General features: G+C 40.4%; 19 protein-coding genes. 10 read left to right on the plus strand and 9 right to left on the minus strand.

Features of this window, described 5'->3' with window-relative positions; translation table 11 throughout:
• Positions 1–80: 80 nt before the first annotated feature.
• From ACMX3D_RS17885 to ACMX3D_RS17895, 3 genes are all read left to right on the plus strand, one after another.
• Positions 81–1,019, plus strand: a complete 939-nt coding sequence (locus ACMX3D_RS17885) for a DUF6174 domain-containing protein (protein WP_482747222.1) — start codon at positions 81–83, stop codon at positions 1,017–1,019.
• 362 nt (positions 1,020–1,381) lie between these two features.
• The gene (locus ACMX3D_RS17890) at positions 1,382–1,855 is read left to right on the plus strand and encodes a TspO/MBR family protein (protein ID WP_482747223.1); all 474 of its coding nucleotides are present in this window, start codon (positions 1,382–1,384) and stop codon (positions 1,853–1,855) included.
• A gap of 89 nt (positions 1,856–1,944) precedes the next feature.
• Complete coding sequence (locus tag ACMX3D_RS17895) at positions 1,945–2,418, plus strand: TspO/MBR family protein (RefSeq protein ID WP_482747224.1); 474 nt, start codon at positions 1,945–1,947, stop codon at positions 2,416–2,418.
• Positions 2,419–2,489: 71 nt separating this feature from the next.
• Here the strand turns inward: ACMX3D_RS17895 and ACMX3D_RS17900 are convergent, their stop codons facing one another.
• Positions 2,490–3,197 carry a M15 family metallopeptidase gene (locus ACMX3D_RS17900; protein WP_482747225.1) on the minus strand — a complete coding sequence of 236 codons (708 nt, stop codon included), beginning with the start codon at positions 3,195–3,197 and terminating at the stop codon, positions 2,490–2,492.
• A gap of 213 nt (positions 3,198–3,410) precedes the next feature.
• Between ACMX3D_RS17900 and ACMX3D_RS17905 the strand changes: the two genes are divergently transcribed.
• Positions 3,411–3,854: a hypothetical protein gene (locus tag ACMX3D_RS17905; RefSeq protein ID WP_482747226.1), complete on the plus strand. Its 444-nt coding sequence runs from the start codon at positions 3,411–3,413 to the stop codon at positions 3,852–3,854.
• 285 nt (positions 3,855–4,139) lie between these two features.
• Here ACMX3D_RS17905 and ACMX3D_RS17910 read toward each other — a convergent pair whose 3' ends face one another.
• Positions 4,140–5,315 (minus strand): hypothetical protein, encoded by a 1,176-nt coding sequence (locus ACMX3D_RS17910; RefSeq protein WP_482747227.1) that lies wholly within the window; start codon positions 5,313–5,315, stop codon positions 4,140–4,142.
• A 413-nt stretch (positions 5,316–5,728) separates the two neighbouring features.
• On the opposite strand from ACMX3D_RS17910, the gene ACMX3D_RS17915 reads away from it, so the two are divergent.
• Complete coding sequence (locus tag ACMX3D_RS17915; RefSeq protein WP_482747228.1) at positions 5,729–6,349, plus strand: CBS domain-containing protein; 621 nt, start codon at positions 5,729–5,731, stop codon at positions 6,347–6,349.
• Positions 6,350–6,398: 49 nt separating this feature from the next.
• Here ACMX3D_RS17915 and gatC read toward each other — a convergent pair whose 3' ends face one another.
• The 3 genes from gatC to ACMX3D_RS17930 all read right to left on the minus strand — a co-directional run bounded on the left by gatC (position 6,399) and on the right by ACMX3D_RS17930 (position 8,260).
• On the minus strand, positions 6,399–6,692 hold the full coding sequence (gatC, locus tag ACMX3D_RS17920; protein ID WP_482747229.1) for an Asp-tRNA(Asn)/Glu-tRNA(Gln) amidotransferase subunit GatC: 294 nt from the start codon (positions 6,690–6,692) through the stop codon (positions 6,399–6,401).
• Between the two features lie 120 nt (positions 6,693–6,812).
• Positions 6,813–7,334, minus strand: coding sequence for a photosystem I assembly protein Ycf3 (locus tag ACMX3D_RS17925; protein WP_482747230.1), 522 nt, complete (start codon positions 7,332–7,334; stop codon positions 6,813–6,815).
• Positions 7,335–7,558: 224 nt separating this feature from the next.
• Positions 7,559–8,260, minus strand: a complete 702-nt coding sequence (locus tag ACMX3D_RS17930; protein WP_482747231.1) for an SOS response-associated peptidase — start codon at positions 8,258–8,260, stop codon at positions 7,559–7,561.
• Positions 8,261–8,472: 212 nt separating this feature from the next.
• Here ACMX3D_RS17930 and ACMX3D_RS17935 point away from each other — a divergent pair, with 212 nt between their 5' ends.
• Complete coding sequence (locus tag ACMX3D_RS17935; protein ID WP_482747232.1) at positions 8,473–9,111, plus strand: glutathione S-transferase family protein; 639 nt, start codon at positions 8,473–8,475, stop codon at positions 9,109–9,111.
• 16 nt (positions 9,112–9,127) lie between these two features.
• Here ACMX3D_RS17935 and ACMX3D_RS17940 read toward each other — a convergent pair whose 3' ends face one another.
• Positions 9,128–9,553, minus strand: coding sequence for an acyl-CoA thioesterase (locus ACMX3D_RS17940; RefSeq protein ID WP_482747233.1), 426 nt, complete (start codon positions 9,551–9,553; stop codon positions 9,128–9,130).
• A gap of 130 nt (positions 9,554–9,683) precedes the next feature.
• Here ACMX3D_RS17940 and ACMX3D_RS17945 point away from each other — a divergent pair, with 130 nt between their 5' ends.
• Both ACMX3D_RS17945 and truB read left to right on the plus strand, forming a co-directional pair.
• Positions 9,684–10,283, plus strand: a complete 600-nt coding sequence (locus ACMX3D_RS17945) for an MBL fold metallo-hydrolase (protein ID WP_482747234.1) — start codon at positions 9,684–9,686, stop codon at positions 10,281–10,283.
• Between the two features lie 95 nt (positions 10,284–10,378).
• Positions 10,379–11,257, plus strand: a complete 879-nt coding sequence (gene truB, locus ACMX3D_RS17950; RefSeq protein ID WP_482747235.1) for a tRNA pseudouridine(55) synthase TruB — start codon at positions 10,379–10,381, stop codon at positions 11,255–11,257.
• Between the two features lie 132 nt (positions 11,258–11,389).
• On the opposite strand, the gene ACMX3D_RS17955 is transcribed toward truB, so the two are convergent.
• The 3 genes from ACMX3D_RS17955 to ACMX3D_RS17965 all read right to left on the minus strand — a co-directional run bounded on the left by ACMX3D_RS17955 (position 11,390) and on the right by ACMX3D_RS17965 (position 13,641).
• Positions 11,390–12,088 carry a J domain-containing protein gene (locus ACMX3D_RS17955; RefSeq protein ID WP_482747236.1) on the minus strand — a complete coding sequence of 233 codons (699 nt, stop codon included), beginning with the start codon at positions 12,086–12,088 and terminating at the stop codon, positions 11,390–11,392.
• A gap of 189 nt (positions 12,089–12,277) precedes the next feature.
• Complete coding sequence (locus ACMX3D_RS17960; protein WP_482747237.1) at positions 12,278–12,871, minus strand: ATP-dependent Clp protease proteolytic subunit; 594 nt, start codon at positions 12,869–12,871, stop codon at positions 12,278–12,280.
• A gap of 107 nt (positions 12,872–12,978) precedes the next feature.
• The gene (locus tag ACMX3D_RS17965) at positions 12,979–13,641 is read right to left on the minus strand and encodes an ATP-dependent Clp protease proteolytic subunit (protein WP_482747238.1); all 663 of its coding nucleotides are present in this window, start codon (positions 13,639–13,641) and stop codon (positions 12,979–12,981) included.
• A 366-nt stretch (positions 13,642–14,007) separates the two neighbouring features.
• Here ACMX3D_RS17965 and ACMX3D_RS17970 point away from each other — a divergent pair, with 366 nt between their 5' ends.
• A complete protein-coding gene (locus tag ACMX3D_RS17970) occupies positions 14,008–15,264 on the plus strand; it encodes a vWA domain-containing protein (RefSeq protein WP_482747239.1) in 1,257 nt (418 codons plus the stop codon).
• Complete coding sequence (locus tag ACMX3D_RS17975; protein WP_482747240.1) at positions 15,261–16,541, plus strand: vWA domain-containing protein; 1,281 nt, start codon at positions 15,261–15,263, stop codon at positions 16,539–16,541. Before ACMX3D_RS17970 ends, ACMX3D_RS17975 begins: the two co-directional genes overlap by 4 nt.
• Positions 16,542–16,910 lie beyond the last annotated feature (369 nt).

A 16,910-nucleotide genomic window follows, 5' to 3' on the forward strand; every position in this document is an offset into this window, starting at 1 on the left:
GGTTTTATAAGCCAGCATCGGAAACTTTTTGTAATTAGTTCTGTCTATCAGAATAATTCATTAGTTTATCAGGAAATTATATGCGATCACCTATCGTAATCGGTACAGGATTACTTGTATCTTTAATTTTGAATGCCCAAGTTTTAGCACAATCTACAATACAGTTACCACAACTAACTGCACAGACTTCTAATCAACAAATCTTTAATCAAAATACTAAAAAGCTACGTTCCGGTATTATTTCTTTACAAAGAACGGCTTGTTTTGGTGCTTGTCCAATTTATAAAATAACCATATTTCCTGATGGTAGAGTTGTCTACGAAGGAGAACGTTTTGTTAAAGTTGTGGGTAAGCGAACTGCAAGGATTAGTCCGCAAGCAGTGAGAAAATTGGTTGCAGAATTTGACAAACTCAACTATTTATCTTTAGCAAATAACTATCAAGGCGGCCCTACAGATTTACCTTCGGCAATTACTTCTCTAACTATTGGTAAACAACAGAAAACTGTTAATCATTATCTCGGCTCTCCCAATGCACCGCAAGCACTAACAGCTTTAGAAAATAAAATAGATACTGTTGTGAATTCTCAGCGGTGGGTTGGTGCAAAAAATGAACCAACACCAACTCCTAATGATTCAAATTCCACTCAACTAAAAGTTAACCGCCAATTGTGGAATCAGCAAAAGCTGACTAATTATCGCTTTACTTTTAGCAGGAGTTGTTTTTGTGCGCCCAAGGCTACACAACCAGTAGTCATTACAGTCCGTAATGGTCGAGTTGCTTCTATTACTGCTGTTAATAATAATGAACCAGTGGATGCAGAATTATTCCAACAATATAATTCTATTCCTAAACTGTTTGGCATCATTGAAGATGCAATTACCAGAAAAGCAGCTAATATCACAGTCAAATATGATCCTAAATTTGGCTATCCCACGCAAATCAATATCGATTACAACCAACAAATAGCTGATGAAGAACTATACCTCACCATTAGCAACCTTAAACCCTTGAATTAACCTCAGTTCGATGGATTGAAATAACCCCTCTCCAAACCTCTCCCCCACAGTGGGAGAGGCTTTGAAACCTTGATTTTTTCTTTCGATTTTGCCCCTCTCCGCCTCGGAGAGGGGTTGGGGTGAGGTCAAAAAAGACTTGTCAAATTCACGTTGAATTAGGAATATCTCAAAAATATATTATCCGTAGGGGCAGTTGTATGCCCCTTTTTTTTCTCAATCAAGCTTGTATAAATTTAAATATCTCTGACTGCAATGAAGTTCTCAGACTCAGGGATGATGAGTATTTAGTAAATAGATTGACAAAATCACACTATAAATGGTGATATTTCAGCGATAAGCAGCAATTACAAGGGAATAAAGGCATGATTAAATCTTGGATGGTAATTGGGGGCGTAGCGATATTAGTGGCTTTGGGCGCTAATTTAATTCAGCCGCGCGATCGCCAGTGGTTCAAACGCTTACAAAGACCAAGATGGCTGACTTTTGAAGCCGCAATTCCTGTTATCTGGACTGTGATTTTTATTTGTGGTGCTTGGTCGGCTTACATTGTCTGGGAAAAAAACCCAGGAACAAGATCTACTTGGTTGTTGATGAGTTTATATTTAATTTTAGAAATTGCGATCGTTGCCTACACGCCTGTGATGTTTCGGTTGCGGAGTCTTCAAGCAGGCACAATTATTGGTGGTACAGGTTTTATTATCGGTCTGATATTGACTCTGGCTGTCTTACCTGTTTCTGGTTGGGCAGCATTATTATTAGTACCCTTTTTACTGTGGAGTCCCATTGGTACTTATACCACTTGGGAGATGCAGAGTCTCAATCCTCAAGATGCTTAAGTATCAAACCTGCGATTGATTTCACCCTTACCTTATGTTGTCAAACTGGCAGTGTACAACTTGACAAAAGATAAAAAAAGGATGAGGGTATGATTTCATCCGGTGTAATTATTGGGGTAATAACTTTCTTAATTGCTTTTGGTAGTTTTTTCATTACTCCCCGTGATGTGAAATGGTTCGCCCATTTAAGCCGCCCACAATGGCTAGTTTTTGAACCACTGATTCCCTTTATTTGGACTGCAATTTTTATTTGCGGTGCAATTTCTGCTAACATCGTCTGGCAGCACAACCCAGGAAGCCTGGTTACTTGGTTGTTGATGGGTTTATACCTGTTCGTAGAAATCATCACCATTGCTTACATCCCGCTGATGCTAAGATTACGCAGCCTGAAAGTTGGCGAAACTATTGGCTTAGTTGGGATGATTTCAGCCATCATTTTAGCTTTAGCGGTTTTGCCAATTTCACTACTAGCAACTGTATTGCTGATTCCTTATTTAGTTTGGAGTCCAATTGGCACACTAACTACAGACGAATTAAAGCAACTTAATCCTGAAGATGCGTGAAGGTCGAGAGTAGGGAGTAGATTTGTTTACATTTAATGCAACTGTGTTTATATTCAGTACTCATCACTTTGCTATAAAATTCGACCATAACGCGCTGTAAAATTATTAGCCGGATTTGCTTGATTATTTAGCCATGCCCACATTTGATCCCCAAAACAAAAATGCCACCATTCTCTAGGATTACGTTGAAAGCCAGCTTTTAACATGACATCATTTAATAGCTGACGGTGAGTATGATATTGTTGTGCTTCTTTTTGGGGATGATTGGCATAGTAATCGGGATGCGATCGCTCTGACAACTCATCAATAGGCGAACCCATATTCACTACTAGCCCTGCATCATCTACTAAAGTTACATCCACCGCAGCCCCTGTACTATGAGGCGGCGGCGTTTTTTCATCCATACTAGGAACAGCCCAAATTTGATAAACCACCTCCCAAATTTCTTGGCGTTGGTTTGGTGATAACTTTGCTTCCGTGAGTCCTCTTTCTTGTAATGCTGTAGCAAAGCTGTAATCGACCATAAACTGCTGCACAGTCACAGGGCGATAGCCATCAAAGATTTGAATACGCCAATGAGTCCGCAGTGACTCCAAATAATTTTGAGCTTGGATTAAATTTTCCACAACACTCTGACGCAGATAATAAGGAGAATATTCGCCATAAATCGCACCCAATTTTTCATAAGGATGGGGAGATTCCACCGCGAACAGTTCCAAAGGAATCTCTACTAAAGGTTCACCGCATTCAACAATGGGTATATGGTGATAAGGTCTCATACTAATTTTGGATTTGAGATTTTAGATGACATTTTTCCAGAATCTTAAATCATACTAAGTAGTTCAACCAAATCAAAAATCCTCTTATGTTTTAAAGGCAAAAGTTAGAGGAGTTTTTCAAATCGGCAATGCCAGCAAATTTTACTAAGGAAATTTCACATGAAGCTGTGCCACTTCATGGGAGTATCTTTTAAAAATTGATAGGTAAGTACAATGGATGAAATCATCAAAAAAATTGCTGGTTTAGGTCTTCCTGGCATACTCTTCGTAATTGCAACTGCTGCATCAGGGGGGAGTGTCGCCGTCGTTGTTACGCTACTCTCATCCTTGGGAGGGCCGTTGGGTTTATTAGGTGGTTTAGGACTACTTGGCCTGGTGGGCATTTTAGCGGAATATATAGCAGGATTTGGCATTGACAACATTCTCAAGCTTATCTATTCAGAACGTAGCAAAACCGAATCTGTAAGATTTCTGTGCAATGAAATTCAAGATTTACCCATTACAGATGAGCTAAAACTCAAACTAAAACATCACATCAGCCCAAGTGTATTAGAAACGAAAATATTGAAAGAAACAACTCGAACTTTGGTATTTACTAACTGTTCTGACCAACCGAGAAACTGCTTTCAAAATCTACAGGCAAAGTTTTGGCATTGAAGCTATAGCAAAGTGCTGAGTGCTGAGTACTCAGTAGAAAGAAAAACAAGTGTAGATTGGGTGGAACGAAGTGAAACCCAACAATGCCAAGACTTTTGAATGTTAGGTTTCGTTCCTCAACCCAAACTACGCCGAAATTGATAAAAGTCTTAAAAAATATGGGTTTTAGATTTTTTTCTAGAGGTGATTAAAGAGGGATATGTTCTGTGATTGTAAAAGTAGAGGCACTGTGTTGAGTCGCTTTGCTAACTCTAAGACAGTGCCGTTTAGTTACAATCTTGAAGATTAATAACTGTAAGGATTTCCCTGGACTCCACCTGTAGACTGTCCTGGAATTTGAGGAGTAGTTGAGAAATTAGACTGCGGTATTTGAATAGGTAGACCTCTAAAATAGCGATTGTTTTGATAACTTGCTGGAGCAGCAGGTGTAACAAGATATGAAGAGGAATTCTGAACAGAGTAGGGTGTAGTGTTATTTGGTACAGCCGAAGTAACAGGTTGTGTTGTCGTTGTTGCTGGTAATTGGTTAGGCAACGGCTGCACAGTGTTTACACCGTTATAATTATTTGTTGGGACGTTGGTTACAGTGGGCTGGATGTAGCCTGTGCCGCTATTGAAACTTGTGTTAGGTATAGAAGTCTGACTATTAGTAGATAAATTCTGCGGGACTTGATTATACGAAGTTTGTCCCAAATTGCTGTTGAAATTAGAAGTCGCGCTATTAATGGTAGATAAATTCTGCGGAACTCCGTTGTATGGGGTTTGCCCAAAAGAATTGCTGGGGTTGGAAGTTGCACTATTAATGTTAGTAGATAGTGGTGTTTGATTAGCCGATGGTGCAAGTATCGTTGGTGAAGAACTAATTGAGTTGTATGGATTATTTGGAGGAGTCTGGTTGATGCCAATTCTTACTGCATAAGGGTTTTCTGCTGACTCTTTTGGTTGAGACGACGAAGTTAAGAACTGACTAGTACTATATTGTGTGCCAACTTGTAACAGATTTTCGGTTTGAGCGACAAAAGGATTTTTTGCCTCGGATACAGATGTACTATCAATAATCCCTAAGCTAGGATTTAATTTGGTATCTTTAGAGGATTTTTGTTTGTTAATTAATTCCTGTAGGAAATCTTTACCCTTTTTCAACTTGGGGTTATCTGTAGGGGTAGTAGCTGTTACAGGGCTAGTTGCTTGTTCAACTTCATTATATAGAACTGGTAAGTTATCAATATCTGCGGCGATCGCTTTATCTTCTGCCGACAAGGTAGAGTTATCAGTTTTCTCAGTTGTGACTTCACTGTTTTGTTTGCGGGTAAACGCATCTGGGTTAGTCCAGTATTCTCGAATTACTAGCCCTAGCACTGATAAAAAAATTGCGGTTCCCCAAAAAGCAGGCTTGCTAAAATTCCATAACCTAGCTTTGAGATAACGTAAGTAGGCGGGTGGATAACGACGATTTGACATGGCTGAGTCTCAGAATTTACTGGCAGATGGTATACCTGGGTGCAAACTTACAGCAAGCACCATTTGTGTAGTGCTTTGGCTTGACTTTTAGCAAAATGTTTCAGCCGCAGTTTGAATGGTGCTGTGATCATCCTAGCCTGGTCACGGAGAAAGGATGAAGACTAAAGGATAAAATTTCATACTTCGCACTTCATACTTCATACTTAACACTTTAATATGTTTCATACCGAGATTTTCTGCTTCGGTCACTTTCGATAACATCATGAATCGAAACCTGCACTAATTTATTGTTGTAGCGAATAGAAAGTAGAAAGTAGGGAATAGGAAAGAAAACCACCTGCATAATACTATTCCACGAAATACTTGCTCTCCTACTTCCTTGCTTCCCTGCTATTTACCAGGAGACTACAGCAATGATGAAAGCTGAAGATATCATGACCAAGGATGTAATTACCATTCGTGGTTCGGCAACTGTCGCTGAAGCAGTTCAGCTGATGAAGGAAAAAAACTTGCGTGCCTTGGTTGTGGATCGTCGCTATGATAATGATGCCTATGGCATGGTTAGCGAAACAGATATTGTCTATAAGGTAATAGCCTACGGTAAAGACCCCAAGCAAGTAAGGGTTTATGAAATAATGAGTAAACCTTGCATTGTGGTTAATCCTGAGTTGAGTGTGGAATATGTAGCGCGGTTGTTTGCCAACACAGGTATCCGCAGAGCGCCAGTAATTCAAGGTAAGCTGTTAGGCATCATCTCAATTACTGATATTTTAACCAAGAGTAATTTTGTGGAAGCCCCAACAGCACTGAGGCTGGAGACAAAAATTCAAAAAGCCGTTGAAGCAGCCCGTGCCATTTGTACTCAGTATGGCGCTTATTCTAAAGCCTGTGCTGCTGCTTGGGATGAAGTGGAAGAACTACAAGCAGAGGCTGCCCATCAAAAAGCTGAAGGCATGGTTTCGGCTAAAGTTTCTTTTGAAGAATACTGTCGGGAAAATCCCAATGCGCCCGAATGCCGGAACTATAAGCCTTAGAAGTATGAAGTGTGAAAAATAAATTTCATACTTCAGCCTTCAGACTTTCTTACTCTTCGCTGTTGAGGATTTTCGGGACTTTGAAATATTCGCGTTCTTCTTCAGGCGCACCCTCTAGAATAGCATCTCGGTCAGGATAAGGTTGTAACTCATCCTCTCGTGTCACATTGCTGACATCAATTGCTCGTGCAGTTGGTGGCACATTGCTAACATCTAGTTCACTCAGCTGTTGTACATAATCCAAAATACTGCCTAGCTGAGTGGTGAATTGCTCTTCTTCTTCTGGTGTCAATTCTAACCGAGCGAGAAGAGCTACTTTATGAACTTGGTCACGATCAATCATGGTTTGGTTATAAGTTAATAGTCAAAAGTCCATAGTCAAGAGTCAAGAGTCAAGAGTCAAGAGTTTTTGCTCATTGCTTTATTAACAATTGACCATTGACCATTGACTAATGACTATTGACTAAAAGAATACGTCAATTTGCATCCGCCCAGTGGTTTTCAGCCAGTTTTGCGCTTCAATGTAGTTATTGGGAGCCATGCGAATGGCTCTAATCCAATAATCTGCTGCTTGGTCAAACAAAGCTTCACCACCGTCATTATCTCCAGCTTCTTTCGCTTTTTCGCCTTTGTAGTGATAAATCACGGCGATGTTATTCAAAGCTTGGGGTAGACGTGGGTTGATTTCAATTGCTTGGTGATAAAGTTCTAAAGCTTTGTCATGATCCCCGTTACTGGCGTAAATTAGCCCCATGTTATAGAAAATATAACTGCGATCGTTGGAATCTTCTTCTAGAGTCAGGGCTTCTTCATAATATTCTAATGCTTCGGCATATTCACCTTCTGCTTGTGCCGACATGCCATCCCGGTAATAAACAAATGCTTCTTTAGCTTTTCTGTTAGTTGGCAGAATCTTTAAAATGATATCCGCCATTACTGTAAAAGATTTGTCAATAAAGTTATCGTTTTTTTGTGTTCTTGGCATAACTGCCTCTATGGTTGTACAGCTACTAGCTCAAAAGATGCTCTTGGGAGTTAAAGCGTTTCTCGGTTGGTGCAGTACACCTTTTTAGGGGAGAAAGGTGCTTAGGTTAGAGATTAGAGGCTTGTATTTTTACTCAGCACTCAGCACTCAGCAACGCCACTGAGGGAGTCGGGAAACCCGCCCAACGCAGTGGCTCCTCAGCACTCAGACTTAGCACTCAATAGTTAATTTAACTGATTTGGGAGGGCATTCTCCTCACTAAGGGGGATAATACATTCTGGACTGTTGTGCTGGGGTTTGTTCACTAAACTGCTCACTGGGTAGGCTGTCATTGCTTGGGCAGGATAAGGATCTAATAGTGGCTGGAGTTTTTCTGGTGTTTGTACTCCAGTATCTAACCACAAATCATAATCTTCAGGAGCTAGAATAACTGGCATACGATCATGGATTGGTTCTAGCAATTCGTTAGCTGTTGTTGTCACAATCGTACAAGAGGTGATTTCTTCTCCTTCTGGTGAGTGCCATATATCCCACAACCCTGCAAAACCAAAGGGTTGCCCATCTTTCAGGCGAAAATAGAAGGGCTGCTTTTTACCTTGTTGCTTTTGCCATTCATAAAAGCCATCAGCTATTACTAAACAGCGTCGGCGCTTAAAAGCTGATCGAAAAGCTGGTTTTTCTGCCACTGTTTCTGCCCTAGCATTAATTAGCTTTACTCCCATTTTGGCATCTTTTGCCCAAGCAGGAATTAAGCCCCAACGTAGCTGTTGAAATTCATACTGTTTATTGCTGGGGTTGTGTAGCACGGTTGGCACCATTTGTGTTGGTGCAATGTTGTATTGAGCAGTTAACTCTGGAATTTGTTGGAGATGGAAAGCCTTAGCTAGAGAGGCATCTGGCTGATTTAAAGTAAATCTTCCACACATATCTTTAATTTATCCATTGAATTAAATTGAACATTTAAATTTGATAAATACTAGAGATAATTAATACTTTGTTTTTTTATTTGTTCAGATAAATCTAGTTTTGATGAAGATACATAAAAGAGAAATAATCATCCTGTTCATCTCGAATTAATTTGTAAGATATTGTATTTTAGAGCCTCATTTCTCCCATTAATCTTATTCATATTTTTGGCATGGAAACGCTACGTCTGTACGATTTTTTACCCTCTGGTAATGGTTATAAGATACGTCTTTTATTATCACAAATGGGTATTCCCTATGAAAGAATCGAGGTGAATATCTTAAAGGGAGAGAGTCGGACACCAGAATTCTTAAGTAAAAATCCTAATGGCAAAATACCTGTTTTGGAAGTTGAACCAGGGAAATACTTAACAGAATCAAATGCCATATTGGCTTACCTCAGTGAATACACAGAATTTTTACCTTACGATCGCTTTTTGAAAGCACAAGTTTTCCAATGGTTATTTTTTGAGCAATATAGTCATGAACCGTATATTGCAACATCAAGATTTTGGATTTCAATTTTAGGGAAAGCAGAAGAATATCAGGCTGCTTTAGAACAAAAGCGTGAACCTGGTTATGCAGCATTAAGAGTGATGGAAAATCATTTGCAATCTCATTTGTATTTTGTTGGCGATCGCTATACTATTGCTGATATTGCCTTATTCGCTTATACCCATGTAGCCGATGAAGGTGGTTTTGATTTATCAAGCTTTCCAGCTATTCAAAAATGGATAGAACGAGTCAAATCTCAACCAGGGTATATCAGTATTACACATGAACCAATGCCCCTAGAAGCTGAGTTTTGCTAAATAAATTCTTTGTTGATTATTCAGCTACACTCAAGTTTTGAATTGGCACAAACTTATCGGAAATTTGGTTAGGAATTGGTCGTGGACGCATAGTTTTGGCATCTACCCAAACCCACAGTGCTTCAGCCGTGACTAATAAATCATCTTCGTTTTGTTTGCGAATTTCGTACCGTCGAAAGGCACGAGTACCACGCATTTCTTTTAACCAGGTGGTAACTTCTAGAGTATCACCAGCTACTGCTGGCCGGAGATAGTCAATTTCTACCCGTCGCATCACAAATACACCACCTAATTCTCGGTAAACTTCTAAAGTTGCACCGAGATGTTCTGAGTGTTCAATGGCCGCCTGTTCTAAATAATTTTGGTAGACGGCATTATTCACATGTCCCAAAGCATCCATTTCATAGTGCCGGACACGGAGTAAAGTCTTAAATGGTTGCATGAAAATAATCGGATGTCGTGAGTGAAATAAAAAGAAAATGCTAATTTGAACTATAGACAAAATTACTGATACATTATTGATGCAACTCTCTTAATTTACGATTTATTGAAGGTACAGTACCAGAATCATTATGAAATCTCTGCACCGTCCCGATTTATATGGCTGGTCTACTTTCAATCCTGCAAGAAATATTGATTTCAATGGGATTGCCTGGATTCGTCCAGATGGTAATATCTTGATTGATCCAGTAGCTTTATCAAACCACGACTGGAATCACCTCGAATCTCTCGGTGGTGTGGATTGGATTATACTGACAAACTCTGAACATATTAGGGCAGCGAAAGAAATTGCTGTGCAAACTTATGCTAAGATAGCTGGCCCAGCAGCAGAAAAAGAATTTTTCCCCATAGCTTGCGATCGCTGGTTGTTTGATGGTGATGAGTTTGTACCTGGGTTAAAAATAATTGAACTTCAAGGTTCCAAAACTCCTGGGGAACTAGCGCTGCTACTAGAAGAAACTACTTTGATTACTGGCGATTTAATACGGGCGCACATAGCAGGAACTTTGACTATATTGGCAAAAGAAAAGTTACTTGATCCAGAAGCAGCGATCGCTTCTGTACACAGGCTGGCACAATTAAGCAAGGTGGAAACAGTACTAGTAGGAGATGGTTGGTCAGTATTTCGAGATGGACACCTGCTTTTAAAAGAATTAGCAGCAACATTATGATAGGTAAGTCAGGGTAGTCATTTGCCCTTTGTCATTGCCAAGAATTTCAGACATATTGACGTACAGCACATCAAGAAGCATCAAAAAATATTACTGTGCAAGGTTTTCTCAATTTAAACAAACCATTTGATTGGACTTCTCACGACTGCGTGGCGCGGGTACGCAAGCTGTTGCGTCTTAAACGGGTAGGACACGCGGGAACTTTAGATCCAGCCGCGACTGGGGTTTTACCGATTGCACTTGGTAAAGCTACAAGATTATTGCAGTATCTACCAGGAGAAAAAGCTTACAAAGCTACTATTCGTTTTGGTGTACGTACCACAACCGATGATTTGCAAGGAGAAATTATCGCTTCACAACCTTGTGCTAATTTGAGTTTGACTGAAATCGAAACTGCAATCACGCAATTTATCGGCAAAATTGAACAGATACCGCCAATTTACAGTGCAATTCAAGTTGAAGGAAAACGATTATATGATTTGGCGCGTCAAGGGGAAACTGTGGAAGTTCCAGCACGTACAGTCGAAGTTTTTCAGATAGATATTTTAGATTGGCGCGAAGGGGATTTTCCTGAATTAGATGTGGCGATCGCCTGTGGTAGTGGTACATATATTAGAGCGATCGCTCGTGACTTAGGCACAGTTTTCAACACTGGCGGAACTCTCGCAGCTTTAACTCGTACTCAAAGCAGCGGTTTTGATTTAAGTAATAGTCTTTCTTTTGCTGAGTTAGAAGCACAGTTGCAAGCTGGGACATTTCAACCAATACTTCCCGATGTCGCTTTGCAGCATTTGCCTACTGTAAGTTTACCTCTAGAACTCGCCCGGAAATGGTGTCAGGGACAAAAAATTTCTGTAAATTCAAATAATTCTGGAATTGTGCGCGTATATGAAGATGAAACGCGATTTTTAGGAATTGGTCAATCACAAGAGGAAGTATTAATTCCTCAAATGGTGTTTGAACCAATTTCTTGAATATGGTCAATAGTCAATAGCTATAAATTTCTTATAGCAGGGAAAAGGAAACGAGGAACAGAGAACAGGGTTGAAAGGCTTTCTGCTGTATCTTTTAACTATGGACTATGGACTCTTGACTATTGACAAATTTTAAAAAATTTGCTCTATTTTCTGAAAATCCCGTTGCACTTCATTCCACAAAGCTTTGTTATTAGGATCAGTTTTTAGGGCTTTTTTCAGGTAAATTCTGGCTTTGAGGACTTGCTTTTCATTAATTAGCGCTCGTCCCCAAATTTGATAAGCGATCGCTAACCATTGGCGAACTTCTGCATCTTTAGGTAAACGGTCTACTAAAGCTTCTGCGAGGGCGATCGCTTGGGGAAATCTTTTTTCTTTTAAAAATCTTTGTAATTGCTCGTAAGTCTTCCACTTCAGCCTTTGTTCAATTTCCGCAATATTTGCAGGCGGTGTCTGTGGCTTTTCAGTAGTGACTGTGGTTTGAGGCGCAGTTTCTTGACGCGTCGCCTTTGGTTCTTCACGCCTAGACACAAACGTTTCAGTGGTGACTGTGGTTTTTGGTGCTGTTCCTTGACGAGTCGTCTTTGGTTCCTCGCGCCTAGACACAAACGACTGACTTGACGGCTGTTCGACAGGTTCCTCTGGCGGTACTACCGTTAAGAGCAGCCTATAAGCTTCGGTCAAGGCAATAAACTTATCTTTAGCTTTTTTGTCATCCGGGTTGATATCGGGGTGATATTGCTGCGCCAGCCGTCTATAAGACGTTTTGATTTCCGCAAAAGAGGCTCCCGACCTTAAACCCAATAAACGGTAGCAATCTCCTAGATCCATTTCGAGATGTCAGCTATCTAATATATGGCTATCAGCTATCTGCTTTTAACCTAAGGTTTTAATGATAAACAGTAATTTTCTAATTTATAGTTCAAACTAGACAGTTTTGGGAAAGTATGAAGTATGAAGGCTGAAGTATGAAGCACAAAATTTCACACTTCATACTTCACACTTCACACTTCACACTTCCTAGATTCGCTCTTCAATCACACGGTCAATCAATCCGTATTCTTTAGCTTCTTGGGCGGACATAAAGAAGTCGCGATCCATGTCTTTCTCAATCTTGGCCAAAGTTTGACCAGTATTTTGAGCGTAAATGTTATTGAGTTGATTGCGAATCCGCAGAATTTCTCTGGCTTCAATTTCGATGTCGGTTGCTTGTCCACGGGTTCCACCAGAAGGTTGGTGAATCATAATCCGGGAATGGGGCAATGCTAACCGCTTGCCTTTAGTACCAGCAGCCAACAAGAAAGAACCCATTGAAGCCGCTAGACCAACGCAAATGGTGACAACATCAGATTTGATGTGTTGCATCGTATCATAAATTGCCAAACCAGATGTAACCATTCCACCAGGGGAATTGATATATAAGTAAATATCTTTACCTGGGTCTTCCGAATCCAGATACAGCATGACAGCGATGATTTGGTTAGCAATTTCATCATCAACATCACGTCCCAGGAAAATAATCCGTTCCCGGTAAAGGCGATCATAGATGCTAATCCAATCTGTATACTGCCCTCCGGGCATCCGGTAAGGAACTTTAGGAACGCCAATAGGCATTTTCTTTACTCCGTTTGTGATTAATTTTTTAGTCAAGAGTCAAAAGTCTAAAGTCCAAAGTCAAAGGTTTTTTAACTATTGACCATTGACAATTGACCATTGACTATTTAAAGGACACTAGTAGGTAGTGGTGGATTAGCGAGTTCTTCTTTTTCAAACACGCGATCGATTAAACCGTACTCTTTTGCTTGGTATGCACTCATGTAAAAGAGACGATCCATGTCTTTGGTGATTCTTTCTGCCGCCTGTCCGGTGGTACGGGTCAAAATATCAACCATCGATGCTTTGTTTGCCAGAACTTCCTTCGCCCGAATCTGAATATCAGTTGCTTGACCTTGGGCGTAGCTCTTGGGCTGGTGCAGGATAATACTAGCGTTGGGCAAGCTGGCGCGACAACCTTTAGTACCAGCACTCAGTAGCATCGCTGCCATACCCATCGCTGAACCAATACAAATGGTGTGGATGGGCGGCTTAATGTATTTCATTGTGTCATAAATGGCGAAGGCTTCAGTTTCAAAGCCGATGGGTTCGCCACTGTAACCAGAAGTCCCAGTTGAGTTGATATAGATTTTAATAGGTTTTTCGGGGTCGTCTGACTGCAAATACAATAATTGAGCGACGATCAATTCCGTGACAGCAGGAACCAGTGGCATTCCCAGATAGACAATTCGCTCCTTTAATAGAAGGGAGGGTAAATCTGGCGGCGGTGTCCGGTAGAAGTTATCGCCGTAGTATGGGGCTTGAACAGCCTTGATGGGGGAAATGTCCATAGCAACTGATCGCCTGAAATTATGCCGTTAACTGTAATACATCCTAGCGTGATGCCAGCTAGAGTCAGGTGCGGTTTCCTCGCTAATTGTCGAGATAGCTGGCATCTGCTCAAGCTAGGCTTCTAAGATATTGTGAATATATTAATCTATCTGGGCAGGATAAGTTTTCCGTAGCGCTAATCTGGCGATTTGAAGTTATTTATAAGTATGGTAGGAATTCAGGAGTCAGGATTCGGAAGTCAGAATACCATTTAAGAAAAAGTTTACTACTCATTTTCAATTCCTGCTAAATTCTGTCTTTTGGCTCTTGAGTGTTGGATTCTGACTAAATTATTTATATATATCCTGATTTAGGAAGTTTGGGTTATGAAGGTCAATTTGCAGCCTGCCCTGAATGATGTGAATGTTGACGCAAATCAAACTAGTAGTCAACGTCAGTTGTCTATTTCAGTTTCGGCGATCGCGGATACTCAAGACCGGAATCTGCCGATTAATTTGTGCTTAATTCTCGACCATAGCGGTTCGATGAATGGTAGACCGCTGGAAACTGTGAAAAAAGCCGCTAATTTGTTGGTTGACAGACTTAAACCCAGCGATCGCCTGAGTGTGGTAGTCTTCGATCACCGCGCTAATGTCTTAATCCCAAATCAATCTGTTGAAGACCCAGAAAAAATCAAAAAGCAAATCAACCGTTTATCTGCTGATGGCGGAACAGCAATTGATGAAGGTTTGCGTTTGGCAATTGAAGAGTTAGCCAAAGGCAAGAAAGACAGAATTTCTCAAGCTTTTTTGTTAACTGATGGGGAAAATGAACACGGCGATAATAACCGTTGTTTGAAATTCGCCCAGTTAGCTGCTGGTTACAACTTGACTTTAAACACTTTGGGCTTTGGCGACAACTGGAACCAAGATGTTTTAGAAAAAATTGCCGACGCTGGTTTAGGGACTTTATCTTATATTCAAAAGCCTGATCAAGCTGTGAATGAGTTTGGGCGTTTATTTAGCCGCCTGCAAACTGTTGGCTTGACAAATGCTTATCTTTTATTTTCTTTAATGCCCAATGTCCGGTTGGCAGAACTTAAACCCATTGCCCAAGTTTACCCAGATACTATCGAACTCCCCTTACAACAAGAAGCCGATGGACGCTTTGCTATCCGCTTGGGCGATTTAATGAAAGACGTAGAACGAGTAATTTTAGCTAATATTTATCTGGGACAATTGCCGGAAGGTACACAAGCGATCGCAAATGTCCAAATTCGCTACGATGACCCTGCCCAGAATCAAACAGGGTTATTTACTACCAATCTTCCAGTATATGGAAATGTTACCAGGGCTTACCAACCAGATATTAATCCCCAGGTGCAGCAATCTATTTTGGCTTTAGCTAAGTATCGTCAAACCCAACTTGCAGAAGCAAAATTGCAACAAGGCGATCGCATCGGTGCTGCAACTATGCTGCAAACTGCTGCTAAAACTGCTTTGCAAATGGGAGATACAGGTGCAGCCACAGTATTGCAAACTTCTGCCACTCAATTACAATCGGGAGGAGATTTAAGCGAAAGCGATCGCAAGAAAACTCGTATTGTCTCAAAAACTGTGTTACAAGATATCCCGCCGCAATGAAAGTTAAATTGCTCTGTTCGCTAAATGATCGTAACGTTGATGCAGGTCAAGTCAGCAGTCAACGTCAATTAGCAATTTCGATTTCTGCGATTGCCGATCAGTTTGAGGAGCGTTTGCCACTGAATTTATGCTTGATTTTGGATAAAAGCGGTTCTATGCATGGCAAACCTATGCAAACTGTCATTCAAGCAGTAGAGCAATTATTAGATAAGTTACAGCCAGGCGATCGCATTTCAATTGTCGCTTTTTCTGGTTCTGCCGAGGTGATTGTTCCCCATCAAGTAATTCAAGATCCCAACACCATTAAATCGCTGTTACAAAACAAACTCAACGCCAGTGGCGGTACAGCCATTGCAGCGGGTTTAGAATTAGGCATTACAGAATTAATGCAAGGGGCAAAAGGCGCTGTTTCCCACGCCTTCCTCCTTACTGATGGACACGGTGAAAGCAGTTTGCGGCTTTGGAAGTGGGAAATTGGCACAGATGACAATCAACGCTGTCTAGAACTGGCGCAAAAGGCAGCTAAAATCAATCTGACTATTAATACTCTTGGATTTGGCAATAACTGGAACCAAGACTTACTCGAAAAAATTGCCGATGCTGGCGGCGGTAGTCTAGTTTATATTGAACATCCAGAACAAGCTGTGGATGAATTCAGCCGTTTGTTTAGTCGAATTAATTCCGTAGGGTTAACTAATGCTTACTTGTTATTCTCTTTTGTACCTAATGTCCGACTCGCGGAACTAAAACCCATCGCCCAAGTTTCTCCAGACACAATTGAGTTACCAGTGCAAAGAGAAACGAATGGTGGCTTTGTTGTGCGTTTGGGTGATTTGATGCAGGATGTAGAACGGGTAGTTTTGGCAAATCTTTATTTAGGAGAATTACCTGAAGGAGAACAAGTAATTGGGCAGATTCAAGTGCGTTACGATAACCCAGCGCTTAACAAAGAGTGCTTACTCACTCCGCTTGTAACAATATCTGCAAATTTAGTTAAAAAATATCAACCTGCCCTAAATCCTCAAGTACAGCAGTCTATTCTGACATTAGCAAAGTATCGCCAAACTCAGTTAGCTGAAATGAAATTACAACAAGGCGATCGCATCGGTGCAGCAACGATGTTGCAAACTGCTGCTAAAACCGCTTTACAAATCGGAGATATCAACGCAGCCACCATTCTGCAAACATCCGCCACTCGCTTGCAAACTGGTGAACAACTCTCCTCAGCTGAACTTAAAAAGACTCGCATTGTATCGAAGACAATTTTACAAACTTAATCTTTGATGAAGTCTCCACTTTCTTGTCCAGTTCGACTTAATTATTGCAATTTGTATATTGTTTTTTCTGCGATTTTTTTAAGTTTTTTAACCAAAAACTTTATAGGTTAGCAAATAAGATCATCTTATTACCTAGATAAAAGTCTTTTAAAATAAGGTTTTTTAGTTTTATTTAGCTTATTTAAGGGTAGCAAAATTTACATTTAATTAATTATTTTCTGCAAAAGAAATTATATACGAAAGTTAACAAAACAAAATATATTCGTAATAAAGTAACAAGAAATAACCTATACTTATTCTCAGTTTAACCAAAAACCTTAAATATTTATAAAGAAAGCTTTATTCAACTGTTACGAAAAGTATCGGAAG

It is taken from the genome of Anabaena sp. TISTR 8404 (assembly GCF_056847745.1).